General features: G+C 48.5%; 14 protein-coding genes. 10 read left to right on the top strand and 4 right to left on the bottom strand.

What is annotated here, in order from left to right:
• Window positions 1-83 precede the first annotated feature (83 nt).
• The 7 genes from ACTHSN_RS03535 to ACTHSN_RS03505 all read left to right on the top strand — a co-directional run bounded on the left by ACTHSN_RS03535 (window position 84) and on the right by ACTHSN_RS03505 (window position 9,910).
• Window positions 84-884, top strand: a complete 801-nt coding sequence (locus ACTHSN_RS03535) for an NUDIX domain-containing protein (protein WP_440365130.1) — start codon at window positions 84-86, stop codon at window positions 882-884.
• A gap of 1 nt (window position 885) precedes the next feature.
• On the top strand, window positions 886-1,308 hold the full coding sequence (locus tag ACTHSN_RS03530; protein WP_440365082.1) for a hypothetical protein: 423 nt from the start codon (window positions 886-888) through the stop codon (window positions 1,306-1,308).
• Window positions 1,309-2,077: 769 nt separating this feature from the next.
• Window positions 2,078-2,953, top strand: a complete 876-nt coding sequence (prpB, locus tag ACTHSN_RS03525; protein WP_002233567.1) for a methylisocitrate lyase — start codon at window positions 2,078-2,080, stop codon at window positions 2,951-2,953.
• An 84-nt stretch (window positions 2,954-3,037) separates the two neighbouring features.
• The gene (gene prpC, locus ACTHSN_RS03520) at window positions 3,038-4,192 is read left to right on the top strand and encodes a bifunctional 2-methylcitrate synthase/citrate synthase (RefSeq protein ID WP_070711958.1); all 1,155 of its coding nucleotides are present in this window, start codon (window positions 3,038-3,040) and stop codon (window positions 4,190-4,192) included.
• Between the two features lie 399 nt (window positions 4,193-4,591).
• The gene (acnD, locus tag ACTHSN_RS03515; RefSeq protein ID WP_440365081.1) at window positions 4,592-7,198 is read left to right on the top strand and encodes a Fe/S-dependent 2-methylisocitrate dehydratase AcnD; all 2,607 of its coding nucleotides are present in this window, start codon (window positions 4,592-4,594) and stop codon (window positions 7,196-7,198) included.
• A 117-nt stretch (window positions 7,199-7,315) separates the two neighbouring features.
• On the top strand, window positions 7,316-8,485 hold the full coding sequence (gene prpF / locus ACTHSN_RS03510) for a 2-methylaconitate cis-trans isomerase PrpF (protein WP_049330884.1): 1,170 nt from the start codon (window positions 7,316-7,318) through the stop codon (window positions 8,483-8,485).
• Window positions 8,486-8,698: 213 nt separating this feature from the next.
• A complete protein-coding gene (locus tag ACTHSN_RS03505; RefSeq protein ID WP_107857985.1) occupies window positions 8,699-9,910 on the top strand; it encodes an acetate kinase in 1,212 nt (403 codons plus the stop codon).
• A gap of 56 nt (window positions 9,911-9,966) precedes the next feature.
• Here the strand turns inward: ACTHSN_RS03505 and purM are convergent, their stop codons facing one another.
• Complete coding sequence (gene purM, locus ACTHSN_RS03500) at window positions 9,967-11,001, bottom strand: phosphoribosylformylglycinamidine cyclo-ligase (RefSeq protein WP_440365080.1); 1,035 nt, start codon at window positions 10,999-11,001, stop codon at window positions 9,967-9,969.
• Between the two features lie 203 nt (window positions 11,002-11,204).
• On the opposite strand from purM, the gene ACTHSN_RS03495 reads away from it, so the two are divergent.
• Window positions 11,205-12,275, top strand: coding sequence for an AI-2E family transporter (locus ACTHSN_RS03495; protein ID WP_440365079.1), 1,071 nt, complete (start codon window positions 11,205-11,207; stop codon window positions 12,273-12,275).
• A gap of 66 nt (window positions 12,276-12,341) precedes the next feature.
• Complete coding sequence (locus ACTHSN_RS03490; protein ID WP_440365078.1) at window positions 12,342-13,058, top strand: S-methyl-5'-thioinosine phosphorylase; 717 nt, start codon at window positions 12,342-12,344, stop codon at window positions 13,056-13,058.
• A 46-nt stretch (window positions 13,059-13,104) separates the two neighbouring features.
• Here ACTHSN_RS03490 and ACTHSN_RS03485 read toward each other — a convergent pair whose 3' ends face one another.
• From ACTHSN_RS03485 to ACTHSN_RS03475, 3 genes are all read right to left on the bottom strand, one after another.
• Window positions 13,105-13,599 carry a hypothetical protein gene (locus ACTHSN_RS03485; protein WP_283114512.1) on the bottom strand — a complete coding sequence of 165 codons (495 nt, stop codon included), beginning with the start codon at window positions 13,597-13,599 and terminating at the stop codon, window positions 13,105-13,107.
• A gap of 145 nt (window positions 13,600-13,744) precedes the next feature.
• Window positions 13,745-14,179 carry a hypothetical protein gene (locus tag ACTHSN_RS03480; protein WP_128580684.1) on the bottom strand — a complete coding sequence of 145 codons (435 nt, stop codon included), beginning with the start codon at window positions 14,177-14,179 and terminating at the stop codon, window positions 13,745-13,747.
• A complete protein-coding gene (locus tag ACTHSN_RS03475; protein WP_070461931.1) occupies window positions 14,172-15,479 on the bottom strand; it encodes a homoserine dehydrogenase in 1,308 nt (435 codons plus the stop codon). Before ACTHSN_RS03475 ends, ACTHSN_RS03480 begins: the two co-directional genes overlap by 8 nt.
• Before the next feature lie 206 nt (window positions 15,480-15,685).
• On the opposite strand from ACTHSN_RS03475, the gene ACTHSN_RS03470 reads away from it, so the two are divergent.
• The gene (locus ACTHSN_RS03470; protein WP_070461951.1) at window positions 15,686-16,060 is read left to right on the top strand and encodes an Mth938-like domain-containing protein; all 375 of its coding nucleotides are present in this window, start codon (window positions 15,686-15,688) and stop codon (window positions 16,058-16,060) included.
• Window positions 16,061-16,371 lie beyond the last annotated feature (311 nt).

The following is a 16,371-nucleotide window of genomic DNA, read 5'->3' as shown; positions in this document are numbered from 1 at the left end:
TCGGGCGTATGGGCCCGACATCGTTTTTTTACGCATAAATCGGCAGGTGTCGCCGCCTGCCGCATATTAAGAATAATCTCATGATGACTGAAGACACACGTCCATTGGTGCAAGTGGTTGCCGGAATTTTGCTCGACCAAAACGGCCGCTACCTGCTCAGTTCGCGCCCAGAGAGCAAACCGTATGCCGGTTATTGGGAATTTGCCGGCGGCAAGGTTGAGGCAGGCGAAAGCGATTTTCAAGCCTTGCAACGCGAGTTTGAAGAAGAACTCGGCATCCGTATCCTTACCGCTACGCCGTGGCTGACCAAAGTCCACTCCTACGAACACGCACATGTACGCCTGCATTTTTTATGGGTGGAAGCCGACCAATGGACGGGCGAAATCCAATCGAGGGAAGGGCAAAAATGGGCATGGCAGAAGGCAGGGGATTTTACCGTTGCGCCGATGTTGCCTGCCAATAGCGCATTGTTACGCTCCCTATCCATTCCGCGCCAACTTCAAGGCCGTCTGAAAAGCGGCTTGAGCGGTCAAAACAGCATGGGCGAATATCATGTTGCGCCATATGAATTGGCTCATCAAACCGCCTCTGCCGTATTGCTGGATTTTGCCGATTGGCAACAAGGCAAGCCGATAGAAGCGCCCAGCGTATGGCCAATCATTGAAAACGCCGAACAATGGCAGCAGGCGAAAAATGCCGATGCTGTCGTATGGAAAGTAGCGAATGAAGCGGCCGCCAAGCAAGTTGTCGATATTTTGGCGCAAGGCGTGGCTATGCCGCTGATTGTGGCAGCTCCGGAAAGCATGGTTTCCATTTATCGCGAACAGTGGCAGAGCATGGGTGTGCATGCCGTTTTGACCGATAATGACATTGAGGCCGTCTGAAATGAGTAAAAATCAAAAACTGCTGATTGCCGCTGTTTTACTGATTGTGTTTGCGGCGGCCAAACTGCTGCTTTTGGATTGGTGGCAGAAGCAACAGTCAAAAGCTAATGTAGTCGAATGTAGTCTAACACAAGGCTGCGTCCTGCCTGACGGTTCAAAAGTGCGTGCGACCTCTATCAATACACACGAGCCGTTTGATATTGTGGTGGAGAATGTGCCGAAGAATACGGGTGCGGTCAGTATCAGTTTCAGTATGAAAAACATGGACATGGGCTTCAACCACTATAACCTGACGCAACAATCGCCGCAAAGTTGGCAGGCTGCGCAAATCCGCTTGCCATTTTGCGTCGAAGGCCGCCATGATTACACTGCCGACATTACCATTGGCAAACAGACTTTTCAGACGGCATTTAGTGCAGAGTAGTCATCATGCAAAGGCCGTCTGAAAATTTAAAGGCAAAAATTTTAATTTTTTCAGAAGGCATATTTAAAAGTTCTTTATAAATGAATCAATTATAAATTATTTTTAGACAGATTGTTTACAATTATTCTGACTATCAGCCAAAAGTACAAAACGGACAGAAGCTAGGCCACACAAGGATTTGATGTGGTGCAGCCTGTCCGTTTTTTACATTTGTTGCAAAAAAATCGTTTATTAATAACTGAATTTTTTATAATTTTTTTGAAAAAAGTGTTTGACAAGACCGGTTTTATTTTTTAAATTTGTTTCCATAAATAAAAACTACATCGCACTACAAAGGAACATCATCATGAATCTGTATCAAACCACTCTCTCTTGTTATAGATTTTCTCCCATCTCTGCCGCTCCCGTCGTCGCCAGCTTATTGCCAGTCGCGGCGGTCTGAAGGCTCTCAACCCGAATCCAGTTTCCGCATTCCTACAAACGTTTCGGGTTTTAAAATATCTGTATCCCCCAACAGCATTCATATACTGATTAATAAAAATTAAAAAACGTATACCTTCGCTTCAGCCTTATTGTATGTATTGTATTTGATAACTATTTGTATTTATTAATTTTAAATTTTTTAGATGGTTAATGATTGAAATTTTACAGGCCGTCTAAAAACAGTTTTTAGAACGATTGTTTCTTTTTAAACGGTTTGTTTCAAGTTGTGAAAAAACCGAGCCGTCCGATTAATACTGATGAAAAAAGTCTATAAAGGAGAAATATGATGAGTCAACACTCTGCCGGAGCGCGTTTCCGTCAAGCTGTGAAAGAATCGAATCCTCTTGCTGTAGTTGGTTGCGTCAATGCTTACTTTGCACGATTGGCCACCCAAAGCGGTTTCAAAGCCATCTACCTGTCTGGCGGCGGCGTTGCAGCTTGCTCTTGCGGTATCCCTGATTTGGGCATTACCACAATGGAAGATGTGCTGATTGACGCACGACGCATTACGGACAACGTGGATACGCCTTTGCTGGTGGACATCGATGTGGGTTGGGGTGGTGCATTCAATATTGCCCGTACCATTCGCAACTTTGAACGCGCTGGTGTTGCAGCGGTTCACATCGAAGATCAGGTAGCGCAGAAACGCTGCGGCCACCGTCCGAACAAAGCCATTGTATCTAAAGATGAAATGGTCGACCGTATCAAAGCTGCCGTCGATGCCCGCGTTGATGAGAACTTTGTGATTATGGCGCGTACCGATGCGCTGGCGGTAGAAGGTTTGGATGCCGCTATCGAACGAGCTCAGGCTTGTGTCGAAGCCGGTGCGGACATGATTTTCCCTGAAGCCATGACCGATTTGAAAATGTACCGCCAATTTGCAGATGCAGTGAAAGTACCTGTATTGGCCAACATTACTGAGTTTGGTTCCACTCCGCTTTATACCCAAAGCGAGCTGGCTGAAAACGGCGTGTCACTGGTGCTGTATCCGCTGTCATCGTTCCGCGCAGCAAGCAAAGCCGCTCTGAATGTTTATGAAGCGATTATGCGTGATGGCACTCAGGCCGCAGTGGTTGACACTATGCAAACCCGTGCCGAGCTGTACGAGCATCTGAATTATCATGCCTTCGAGCAAAAACTGGATAAATTGTTTCAAAAATAAGTAACTGCTTTCAGACGGCCTTTCAACAAATCCGCATCGGCCGTCTGAAAAATAAAACCCATAAAAATACAAAGGAGAAATACCATGACTGAAACTACTCAAACCCCGACTTTCAAACCTAAAAAATCCGTTGCGCTTTCTGGAGTTGCGGCCGGTAATACCGAATTGTGTACCGTTGGCCGTACCGGCAACGATTTGAGCTATCGCGGTTACGATATCTTGGATTTGGCACAAAAATGCGAGTTTGAAGAAGTCGCCCACCTGCTGATTCACGGTCATCTGCCCAACAAATTCGAGCTGGCCGCTTATAAAGCCAAGCTCAAATCCATGCGCGGCCTGCCTATCCGTGTGATCAAAGTTTTGGAAAGCCTGCCTGCACATACCCATCCGATGGACGTGATGCGTACCGGCGTATCCATGCTGGGCTGCGTTCATCCTGAACGTGAAAGCCATCCGGAAAGTGAAGCGCGCGATATCGCCGACAAACTGATCGCCAGCCTCGGCAGCATCCTGCTGTACTGGTATCAATATTCGCACAACGGTAAACGCATTGAAGTTGAAAGCGACGAAGAGACCATCGGCGGTCATTTCCTGCACCTGTTGCACGGCAAACGCCCAAGCGAATCACACATCAAAGCCATGCACGTTTCACTGATTCTGTATGCAGAACACGAGTTCAACGCTTCTACCTTTACCGCCCGCGTGATTGCCGGTACAGGTTCTGATATGTACTCCAGCATTACCGGTGCAATCGGCGCGTTGAAAGGTCCGAAACACGGCGGTGCGAACGAGGTGGCTTACGATATTCAAAAACGCTACCGCAATGCCGACGAAGCCGAAGCAGACATCCGCGAACGCATCGGCCGCAAAGAAATCGTGATCGGTTTCGGTCATCCGGTGTACACCATTTCCGACCCTCGCAACGTTGTCATTAAAGAAGTGGCACGCGGTTTGAGCAAAGAAACCGGCGATATGCGCCTCTTTGACATTGCCGAACGCTTGGAGAGCGTGATGTGGGAAGAGAAAAAAATGTTCCCGAATCTGGACTGGTTCTCCGCCGTTTCCTACCAAAAATTGGGCGTACCGACCGCTATGTTCACACCGCTGTTCGTAATTTCCCGTACAACCGGTTGGAGCGCACACGTTCTCGAGCAACGCAAAGACGGCAAAATCATCCGTCCGAGCGCAAACTACACAGGCCCTGAAGATTTGGCATTCGTGGAGATTGAAAACCGCTAATACGCGTAACAGCAGGGTGGGCCGCCTGCCCGCCCCATCTCGAAATGTCGTTTGAAAACAATGAATAAATGATGTTTTCGTTTTTCGACGGCCTAGTGCAGTATGCGAGAGAGAGAGCCGGCCGTTTGGAAAACATGCTGCTCTGCTGTCGTCATTCCCATACAGGCAGAAATTCAAAAGTTGAAATGTTCTGCCGTAAAGAGTGCTGAAAGATTTAAGTTTGGATTTCCGTCTATACGGGAATGATGGTAGCGGAGCAGCAATTTTTTTCATACCGCGAATAGATTTCAGACAACAAGCAATAAAACAGAATTTATGGTTTCAGACGGCCTTAAGGTCCGAATCAACAGGCCGTCTGAAACCCAAAACCAAAAAAATAATAGATTTAGGAGAACCGACATGACTGCCAACCAACGCTACCGCAAAGCTTTGCCCGGTACGGATTTGGAATATTACGACGCGCGTCAGGCGTGTGAAGACATCAAACCAGGCTCTTACGACAAGCTGCCTTATACAAGCCGTATCTTGGCTGAGAACTTGGTCAACCGCGCAGATAAAGTCGACCTGCCTACGCTGCAAAGCTGGTTGGGCCAGCTGATTGAGGGAAAACAGGAAATCGACTTCCCTTGGTATCCGGCGCGCGTGGTGTGTCACGATATTCTGGGTCAGACAGCGTTGGTGGATTTGGCAGGCCTGCGCGATGCGATTGCCGAAAAAGGCGGCGATCCTTCCAAAGTGAATCCTGTGGTGCAAACCCAGCTCATCGTCGACCACTCTTTGGCCGTTGAATGCGGCGGTTACGATCCTGATGCCTTCCGCAAAAACCGCGAAATCGAAGACAGACGTAACGAAGACCGTTTCCACTTCATCAACTGGACAAAAACCGCATTTGAAAATGTGGATGTGATTCCGGCGGGCAACGGCATTATGCACCAAATCAACTTGGAAAAAATGTCGCCGGTTGTCCAAGTTAAAAACGGCGTAGCTTTCCCTGACACCTGCGTCGGTACTGACTCACATACGCCGCACGTCGATTCACTGGGCGTGATTTCCGTAGGCGTGGGCGGTTTGGAAGCCGAAACCGTGATGTTGGGTCGTGCCTCCATGATGCGTCTGCCTGATATTGTCGGCGTTGAGCTGACAGGCAAACGCCAGCCGGGCATTACTGCCACCGACATCGTGTTGGCACTGACCGAATTTTTGCGTAAAGAGCGCGTGGTTGGCGCATTTGTCGAATTTTTCGGTGAGGGCGTAAGAAGCCTGTCTATCGGCGACCGTGCCACCATTTCCAATATGACCCCTGAGTTCGGCGCGACTGCTGCGATGTTCGCTATTGATGAGCAAACCATTGATTATTTGAAACTGACCGGTCGCGACGATGCGCAAGTGAAATTAGTGGAAACCTACGCCAAAACCGCAGGCTTGTGGGCAGATGCCTTGAAAAACGCCGTTTATCCGCGCGTATTGAAATTTGATTTGAGCAGCGTAACGCGCAACATGGCAGGTCCAAGTAACCCGCATGCCCGTTTTGCGACCGCCGATTTAGCCAGCAAAGGCTTGGCAAAACCTTACGAAGAGCCTTCAGACGGCCAAATGCCTGACGGTGCAGTGATTATTGCCGCGATTACTTCGTGTACCAATACTTCCAATCCGCGCAACGTTGTCGCCGCCGCGCTGTTGGCACGCAATGCCAACCGTCTCGGCTTGAAACGCAAACCTTGGGTGAAATCTTCATTTGCCCCGGGTTCAAAAGTAGCCGAAATCTATTTGAAAGAAGCAGGCTTGCTGCCTGAAATGGAAAAACTCGGCTTCGGTATCGTTGCCTTCGCATGTACCACCTGTAACGGCATGAGCGGCGCGCTGGATCCGAAAATCCAGAAAGAAATCATCGACCGCGATTTGTACGCCACCGCCGTATTGTCAGGCAACCGCAACTTCGACGGCCGTATCCATCCGTATGCGAAACAGGCTTTCCTCGCTTCGCCTCCGTTGGTCGTTGCCTACGCGCTGGCAGGCAGCATCCGTTTTGATATTGAAAACGACGTACTCGGCGTTGCAGACGGCCGAGAAATCCGCCTGAAAGATATCTGGCCGACCGATGAAGAAATCGATGCCATCGTTGCCGAATATGTGAAACCGCAACAATTCCGCGACGTTTATATCCCGATGTTCGATACCGGCACAGCACAAAAAGCACCAAGCCCGCTGTACGACTGGCGTCCAATGTCCACCTACATCCGCCGCCCACCTTATTGGGAAGGCGCACTGGCAGGGGAACGCACATTAAGAGGTATGCGTCCGCTGGCGATTTTGCCCGACAACATCACCACCGATCACCTTTCGCCATCCAATGCAATTTTGGCCAGCAGTGCCGCAGGCGAATATTTGGCAAAAATGGGTTTGCCTGAAGAAGACTTCAACTCTTACGCAACCCACCGCGGCGACCACTTGACCGCCCAACGCGCAACCTTCGCCAATCCGAAACTGTTTAACGAAATGGTAAGAAACGAAGACGGCAGCGTACGCCAAGGTTCACTGGCACGCGTTGAACCAGAAGGCCAAACCATGCGCATGTGGGAAGCCATCGAAACCTATATGAACCGCAAACAGCCGCTCATCATCATTGCCGGTGCGGACTACGGTCAAGGCTCAAGCCGCGACTGGGCTGCAAAAGGCGTACGCCTCGCCGGCGTGGAAGCGATTGTTGCCGAAGGCTTCGAGCGTATCCACCGCACTAACTTGATCGGTATGGGCGTGTTGCCGCTGCAGTTCAAACCGGGTACCAACCGCCACACCCTGCAACTGGACGGTACGGAAACCTACGACGTTGTCGGCGAACGCACACCGCGCTGCGACCTGACCCTCGTGATTCACCGTAAAAACGGCGAAACCGTCGAAGTTCCGGTTACCTGCCGCCTCGATACCGCAGAAGAAGTATTGGTATATGAAGCCGGTGGCGTGTTGCAACGCTTCGCACAAGACTTCTTAGAAGGAAATGCAGCGTAAGGTAAATCGGGTATCGTCAAAATACCCGGACTACGCTCAAAAAGGTTTTCAGACGGCCTTGAATGTTTGAGAGGCCGTCTGAAAAAACCATACTAGAAATACAAAGGAGAACTCGAAATGCCGCAAATTAAAATTCCAGCCGTTTACTACCGCGGCGGTACATCCAAAGGCATTTTCTTCAAACGCACCGATCTGCCGGCTGCTGCGCAGGAAGCAGGCGAGGCACGCGACAAAATCCTCTTGCGCGTACTCGGCAGCCCCGACCCTTACGGCAAACAGATTGACGGTTTGGGCAACGCCAGTTCGTCCACCAGCAAAGCCGTAATTTTGGACAAATCCGAACGCGCCGATCACGATGTCGATTACTTGTTCGGACAAGTTTCCATCGACAAACCTTTTGTCGATTGGAGCGGTAACTGCGGTAATTTGACCGCCGCCGTGGGCGCATTTGCCATCGAGCAAGGCTTGGTCGATAAATCCAAAATCCCTTCAGACGGCCTGTGTACCGTCAAAATCTGGCAGAAAAACATCGGCAAAACCATTATTGCCCATGTGCCGATGCAAAACGGCGCAGTTTTGGAAACAGGCGATTTTGAGCTTGACGGCGTAACGTTTCCGGCAGCCGAAGTACAAATTGAATTTCTTGATCCGGCCGACGGCGAAGGCAGTATGTTCCCAACCGGCAACTTGGTCGATGAAATTGATGTGCCGAATATAGGCCGTCTGAAAGCCACGCTTATCAATGCCGGCATTCCAACCATTTTCCTGAATGCCGCAGATTTGGGCTACACAGGCAAAGAGTTGCAAGACGACATCAACAACGATGCCGCGGCGCTGGAAAAATTTGAAACCATCCGCGCGTATGGCGCGCTGAAAATGGGCTTGATCAGCGACGTATCCGAAGCCGCCACCCGCGCCCATACTCCGAAAGTCGCTTTTGTCGCCCCTGCGGCCGATTATACCGCTTCAAGCGGCAAAACCGTCAAAGCTGCCGACATCGACTTATTGGTACGCGCGCTGAGCATGGGCAAATTGCACCACGCCATGATGGGCACCGCTTCAGTCGCCATCGCTACCGCTGCCGCCGTGCCTGGTACGCTGGTCAACCTTGCAGCCGGAGGCGGAGCGCGTAAAGAAGTCCGCTTCGGTCATCCGTCAGGCACACTGCGTGTCGGTGCAGCCGCCGAATGTCAGGACGGACAATGGACGGCCACCAAAGCGGTCATGAGCCGTAGTGCACGCGTGATTATGGAAGGACAAGTCCGAGTGCCGGAAGATTGCTTTTAAGTTTTCATACGGCCGCAGCACTAAACAAGGCCGTCTGAAAACCAAATAAGCAGATTTTAGTCAGGTAGCGATACCTGCAATGGAGATTAGGGTTGGGCATGAAGCCTGACTAAACACCAAATCAAAGGCAATCTGAAAAGCTCTCAAATGTTCTTGCTCTTTTCAGGCGGCCTGAAGTCAAAAAAACAATCAAAAATTCAAAGGAGAAACACCATGTCCAACCAACTCATTCTTGTTCTGAACTGCGGCAGCTCTTCACTCAAAGGTGCCGTTATCGACCGTAAAAACGGTAAAGTTCTCTTAAGCTGTCTCGGCGAACGTTTGGGTACGCCCGAAGCAGTCATTACGTTCAGCAAAGACGGCAAAAAATGCCAAACAGCTTTGACCGGCCGTAACGATCATGCCGGTGCAGTAGGTATGCTGTTGAAAGAGCTTGAAAAACACGGCCTACACGACCGCATTAAAGCCATCGGCCACCGCATCGCACACGGCGGCGAAAAATACAGCGAATCTGTTTTGATCGACCAAGCAGTAATGGACGAACTCAATGCCTGCATTCCGCTCGCTCCGCTGCACAATCCTGCTAATATCAACGGCATTTTGGCTGCGCAAGAGCATTTCCCGGGTCTGCCCAATGTCGGCGTGATGGATACTTCGTTCCACCAAACCATGCCGGAGCGTGCCTACACTTATGCCGTTCCGCGCGAATTGCGTAAAAAATACGCTTTCCGCCGCTACGGTTTCCACGGTACCAGTATGCGTTACGTTGCCCCTGAAGCCGCACGGATTTTGGGCAAACCTCTGGAAGACATCCGTATGATTATTGCCCACTTAGGCAACGGCGCATCCATTACCGCCATTAAAAACGGCAAATCCGTTGACACCAGTATGGGCTTCACGCCGATTGAAGGCTTGGTGATGGGTACCCGTTGCGGCGACATCGATCCGGGCGTATACAGCTATCTGACTTCACATGCCGGTTTGGATGTTGCCCAAGTTGATGAAATGTTGAACAAAAAATCAGGATTGCTCGGTATTTCCGAACTCTCCAACGACTGCCGTTCTTTGGAAATCGCGGCGGACGAAGGTCACGAAGGTGCGCGTTTGGCCCTGGAAGTCATGACCTACCGCCTTGCCAAATATATTGCTTCGATGGCTGTGGCTTGCGGCGGCGTAGATGCACTCGTGTTCACCGGCGGTATCGGCGAAAACTCGCGCAACATCCGTGCCAAAACCGTTTCTTATCTTGATTTCTTAGGTCTGCACATCGACACCAAAGCTAATATGGAAAAACGTTACGGCAATTCAGGCATTATCAGTCCGACAGGTTCTTCTCCGGCTGTTTTGGTTGTGCCAACCAATGAAGAACTGATGATTGCCCATGATACGGCGCAGTTGGCAGGCTTTTTGGAAGAAGTAGGCTAGGGCAGTGTAAACAAAAAGTGCGGATTCATCATCCGCACTTTTTAATTACATCTCAATCAAGCCACTTGGGTTTGATGTTCGTCGCCGTTGCGCTCACGAACTACGCCCAAGCGGTAAACGGTTTCGCCTTGTTCACTCAAGAATGCTTGTACCGCATCGGCATCTTCTTTGGCAATGATAACGACCATGCCGATACCGCAGTTGAATGTACGGTACATTTCTTGGGTTTCTACATTGCCTGCTTTTTGCAGCCATTGGAACAGTTTAGGCAATTCCCACGCTTTGGCATCGATTTGTGCGACGGTATTTTCAGGCAAAACACGAGGTACGTTTTCAGTAATGCCGCCGCCGGTAATATGGGCCATGCCTTTAATGGTAAATTTTTCCAAAGCGGCAAGGATAGGTTTCACATACAGGCGAGTAGGGGCGATGATGGCTTCGCGCAAGGTTTTGCCGTTGTCGAATTCCGCGTCCAAATCGGGATTGTCGCGCTCGATGATTTTGCGTACCAAAGAGTAGCCGTTGGAGTGTGCACCGTTGGAAGCCAAGCCCAAAACAACGTCCCCGGACTGAATGCTGCGACCGTTAATCACGCGTTCTTTTTCAACCACGCCGACGGCAAAACCTGCCAAGTCGTATTCGCCTTCGGGATACATGCCCGGCATTTCGGCAGTTTCACCGCCAATCAAAGCGCAACCGGATTCTTCGCAGCCTTGGGCAATGCCTTTAATCACATCAGTTGCGCGGGCAACATCCAGTTTGCCGCAAGCGAAATAGTCCAAGAAGAACAAAGGTTCTGCACCTTGAACCAAAATGTCATTGACGCTCATGGCAACCAAATCGATGCCGACAGTATCGTGTTTGTCCCAGTCGAATGCCAGTTTCAGCTTGGTGCCGACACCGTCCGTACCGGAAACCAATACCGGATTTTTGTATTTTTTGCCGATTTCGACCAAAGCGCCGAAACCGCCCAAATCACCCAACACTTCAGGGCGCATAGTACGCTTGGCAAAGGGTTTGATGTTTTCGACCAGTTGATCGCCTGCGTCGATATCCACGCCTGCGTCACGATAGCTCAAAGAAGTGCTCATTGGATTTCCTTATTCGGGTATGGGTAGATTGTCGGAGCGTATTTTATCTTAAATTGGAGGATTCAGGCTGAATTTTTTGGCATTATTGTCAACAATTTTTATTTTATCTTAATAGCCGTCTCACTTTCAGAGGGCCTTTGTGAATCTGTTATACTGCTTATTTATTTTGAAAACCTTAAGCATCAACTGGGGAACACCTTTTTATGTATCAAAAGAAAACGCGCGGCGCTAAACCGTGGATTATTATGGCTTGCGTCATCGCAGCCTTTATTTGGCTTTTATATGCCTTGGGCGATGTTTTGACGCCGTTTATTGTGGCCGCCGTTTTGGCCTATGTTTTGAATCCCTTGGTCGAGTGGCTTCAATTGAAGCGTATCCGCCGCGCGCCGGCCTCTATGATTATTATGGCACTGGCTTTGCTGATATTGCTGTCGTTGGTGCTGATTATCGTGCCTATGTTGTTGAACCAGTTTAACAATCTGGCCGAACGCCTGCCGCAAATCGTGGGCTTTGTTCAAAACAAACTGCTGCCGTGGCTCAACAGCGTCAGCGGGGATTATATTCAAATTGATCAAGAATCAATCATCGCATGGTTGCAGTCGCATACGGATGAGTTGAGCAATACGCTCAAAGCATGGATTCCTACCTTGATGCGCCAGAGCGGCAACGTAATCAGCGGCGTCAGCAATTTGGTGTTGCTGCCTTTGCTGTTGTATTACTTTTTGTTGGACTGGAAACGTTGGTCTTCCGGAATCAGCAAATTGGTTCCACGCCGTTTTATCGAGACCTACACGCGAATCAGCAGCAATATGGACGAAATCTTGGGCGAATTTCTGCGCGGACAGCTGATGGTGATGATGATTATGGGCTTGGTTTATGGATTGGGCTTGATGCTGGTCGGTTTGGATTCCGGCTTTGCCATCGGTATGATTGCCGGTATTTTGGTATTTATTCCGTATTTGGGTGCATTTACCGGCCTTTTGCTGGCGACAGTTGCCGCGCTTTTGCAATATGGCTCATGGCAGGGCTTATTGATGGTCTGGGCCGTATTCGGTGTCGGACAATTCTTGGAAAGCTTTTTCATTACGCCTAAAATCGTTGGCGACCGCATTGGTTTGTCTCCGTTCTGGGTGATTTTCTCGTTGATGGCTTTCGGACAGCTGATGGGTTTTGTCGGTATGCTTGCCGGCTTGCCGCTTGCCGCCGTGACGCTGGTTATATTGCGTGAAGGTGCATCTGCCTATTTCGGCAGCCATTTCTACAAACATAAATAAATCGATAATATTAAGGCCGTCTGAAATCCAAGTTTCAGACGGCCATTGATAACAAAGGAAGTTTATATGTTAGCCATTATCGGCGGCAGCGGTTTGACCAAACTGCCGGAACTCGAAATTACTGAGCGAAAAATCGTACGCACTCCATACGGCTTAACCAGCAGCCCTATTTTGTTCGGCAGGTTGGGGCGCTTGGATATTGTTTTCCTCGCCCGACACGGCTTCAGCCATACCATCGCGCCGCATGAAATCAACTATCGCGCCAATATCTGGGTGTTGCACTCTTTAGGCGTTGAAAACATTATTGCCATTTCTTCAGTCGTCGGTATCAACCCTGATTTTGAAAACGGCAGTCTGGTGTTGCCGGACGATTTGATTGACTATACCTATGGCCGTAAAGATACTTTTTTTGAAGGCCAAGAATGCCCTGTCGTCCATACCGATTTTTTCAACCCTTATTGCGATGAATTGCGACAGAAGTTATTAAATATCACGAAAGCGCACAATGTGCCAATTTATGACTCCGCCGTTTATGGCTGCCTGCAAGGCCCACGCCGTCCAACCCGCGCAGAAATCGCCCGTTATCGCCGCGATGGCGTAGATGTACTCGGGATGACCGGTATGCCAGAAGCCGTTTTGGCCAGGGAGTTGAAAATGGCTTATGCCCACTTTTGCAGTGTCAGCAGCATTGATTGCTTTGATAGCGGAGTAGGGACTGAGGGCTGTGATGAACAGACTTCTATGGCGATGACGAAAATCCGACAATTATTGAATGGTTTGTAACTAATAATGCCGTCTGAAATAATGTTTTCAGACGGCATTGTTTTATTTAAGAAGCCGTTTCACGCGCCCAATGAGGCAGGGAGGCTTTTTGTTTGCGGAACGAGGCAAGTTTCATACCCTGACATTTTTCAAAAATCAATTCAACCCCGCTTTGCAACTGCAAAATTAAATTGGTATGCGTTTCCGTTTTAATAAAGTCAATATTGCGTTGCACCAAGCGCTGAATGACGGCATAAACATCGAGGCAGCCATTTGCAAAAAACCACGGATTTAACTTTACCCAACGGCCGCCGCTTAATGCAGCATTAGGCTGAAAATCAGCACGAATCTGTGTCAGCCGATTGTCGGAGAAATGCAGTTCGATATCGCCATAAAGCCAAATATTCCAGCCTTTTTGTACCAACAAGCCTTTAGGGACGCAATCAGGCGCAGGAAACATCTGCAAAATAGACTCTGCCGATTGTCCGATTTCCAGATAGTCAAATCGGCCGGTATACAAAAAATCATAAATATCAACGGCAATAGGAAAGTGGTAGCGCATGGTAACAACCATAGAAAAGCAATTAACCAAGCTATCTTAAACTTTAAATATAATGAAATCAATTCTTATTTCTATTTATTTAATATAAGAAAGGCCGTCTGTTATTCAGACGGCCTTGTAGGCTTTGATTTAAATCGGTATTGGTTTAATCAGCCTTTAAATCAGCTACGCATTGCTTATCGCGTGCCTCAAAAGCTTCTGCGCCACCCAAGAGCTTGAGTTGCTCCTCAGGACTGATTTTGCCGAAGTTTCGGATTTGCTCGTCAGAGAGTTTGCTCAAAGGCTGATCCCACATGCAGACACAATAGTCTTGAGCCAATTTCTCGTTTTGCGCATCCAAACCTTTTGCCTTCAAATCAGCTTGCCATTTTTCAGCAAAAGGAATGTTTTTCACGCAAGATTCCACCACATTTTGCTTCATCTGCGGCTTGTTCATCGCGCATTGTGAGAGCAGGGCGGTCAGCGCCAGCAACGATAAAATAATCCATGCCCAAATGCGGATGGTGCGGATTTTTGCCTTGGCTTTTTTTCTGGCTGCCAGTTGCTCTTCAGATGGCCTTTCCGTTTGTTGCTCAGTCATGCAGGCTTTCCATGCGGATCATGGTGATCGGAGCATCCACGCAGCTCAGAGCTTCAATCGCTGCGATAGCGCGTTTGACATTGTGTTCCACTGTGGTGTGAGTCAGAATCACGATTTCAGCAGTACTCTGATTAATCACGCCTTTTTGAATCAAAGCCTCGATAGAGACATTTTCTTTGGCCAAGAGTGCGGCAATTTGACCCAAAGTGCCCGGTTCATCAGTTGCTTGAACACGCAAATAGTAGCTGCTGGTGATTTCATCCATAGGCAGAATATTTTGCGCTTGAACTTGCGAAGGTTGGAATGCCAAGTGAGGGACACGATGGTCAGTCTCAGCTTCAATCAGGCGGGCAATATCAATGATATCGGCAACCACGGCAGAAGCCGTTGGCAATGCACCGGCGCCTGCACCATAATACAAGGTTTCACCAACCATATCGGCATTGACGCGGACAGCATTCATCACGCCGTTAACGTTAGCCAGCAGACGGCTTTCAGGAATCAGAGTAGGGTGTACGCGCAACTCGATGCCTTTGTCGGTTTTACGGGTAATACCCAACAACTTGATACGATAGCCAAGTTCTTCAGCGTATTTGATATCGCGGCTGTCAAGTTTGCTGATGCCTTCCAAATAGCAGGCAGAAAAGTTCATCGGCGTACCGAATGCCAATGCGCTCATAATCGTAATTTTATGGCCGGCATCATGACCTTCGATATCAAAAGTAGGGTCAGCTTCTGCATAGCCCAAAGCCTGAGCTTCTTTTAAGACGTCTGCAAACGCGCTGCCTTTTTCACGCATCTCAGTAAGGATGAAGTTGCTGGTACCATTAATAATACCGGCAATACTGCGGATTTGATTCGCAGCCAAACCTTCACGCAAAGCCTTGATAATAGGGATACCGCCGGCAACAGCAGCTTCAAACTGTACCATGACATTTTTTTCTTCCGCCAAAGGGAAAATTTCATTGCCGTATTCAGCCAACAGTTTTTTATTGGCAGTAACAATGTGTTTGCCGTTTTCAATCGCTTTCAATACCGCATCTTTAGCAATACCGGTACCGCCAAACAATTCCACAACAACATCAACATCTTGCTGTTGAACCAGCTCAAACGGATCTTTGATAAAAGCAGCATTCGGGCAAATTTGTTTGGCTTTTTCTTCGCTCAAATCACAAACAGCAGAAATACGGACTTCACGTCCCAAGCGGCGGCTGATTTCCGCAGCGTTGTCCTGCAATACAGTGGCCGTACCGCCACCGACTGTACCCAAACCTAAAAGACCGATATTTACTGGCTTCATTGTGTCTCCTTTTGAGCCGATACTTTAAAATAATCACGAAAAACCAAGGCTTGTTATAATCGCTTGCAATCGTAAATTCAGAGCAAAGCATCAATGCACAAGGTTAAACGTTGAATCCTACCTGATATTGCTTGATTTTGCACCTTTTTTTGCAAGTTTCCCAAGGCCGTCTGAAAAATCGTTCTACCATAAAAACAGGAATTGCCATGAAAATCACAGAAAACCATATCGATGAAACCGCATCATTTTTTTCATCCTCACAAGGCATATTGCAAATCGGTGAACAAACATACTCAAAACCCATTTGCTGGCAAGATGGCAAAGTGAGCATCATTCCTCAAACAACCATCGAAGAATTAAACGAACAAATTTTTATATCAGCAATTGAAACAGCAGAAAACCGTCCAGAAGTCATTATTATCGGTACAGGAGAAAAACAAAAATTCCTGCATCCCAAAATTGCTGCAGCCTTATCAGCCTACGGAATCGGCTTTGAATGCATGAACACAGCCTCCACTTGCCGAACTTTAGTTTTACTGCAAGGCGAAGGCCGAAGCACATGGGCTTGGTTGTGGCCATAATTTGTAGAAAAGACTTTTGCATCATACTAGTACAAATTCGCATAATTTATATTATGTTAAATTTATAAAGTAATAATTTAGTCTTCTAGTTTCTATTTCTCTCAATTGTACAATTACTTACAGAATTCGAAAGCAAAAAGACCGTCTGAAATTTTCAGACGGCCTGAGACCTTTGCAAAATCCCCCCAAATCCCCTAAATTCCCACCAAGACATTTAGGAGATTTTCCATGAGCACCTTCTTTCAGCAAACCGCCCAAGCCATGATCGCCAAACACATCGACCGTTTCCCACTATTGAAGTTGGATCAAGT

This window comes from Neisseria sp. P0009.S010, from assembly GCF_051958545.1.
GTDB classification, from domain to species: domain Bacteria; phylum Pseudomonadota; class Gammaproteobacteria; order Burkholderiales; family Neisseriaceae; genus Neisseria; species Neisseria subflava_A.
Note: the sequence above shows the minus strand (reverse complement) of the source record. Positions and strands in the feature narration are given on the sequence as shown.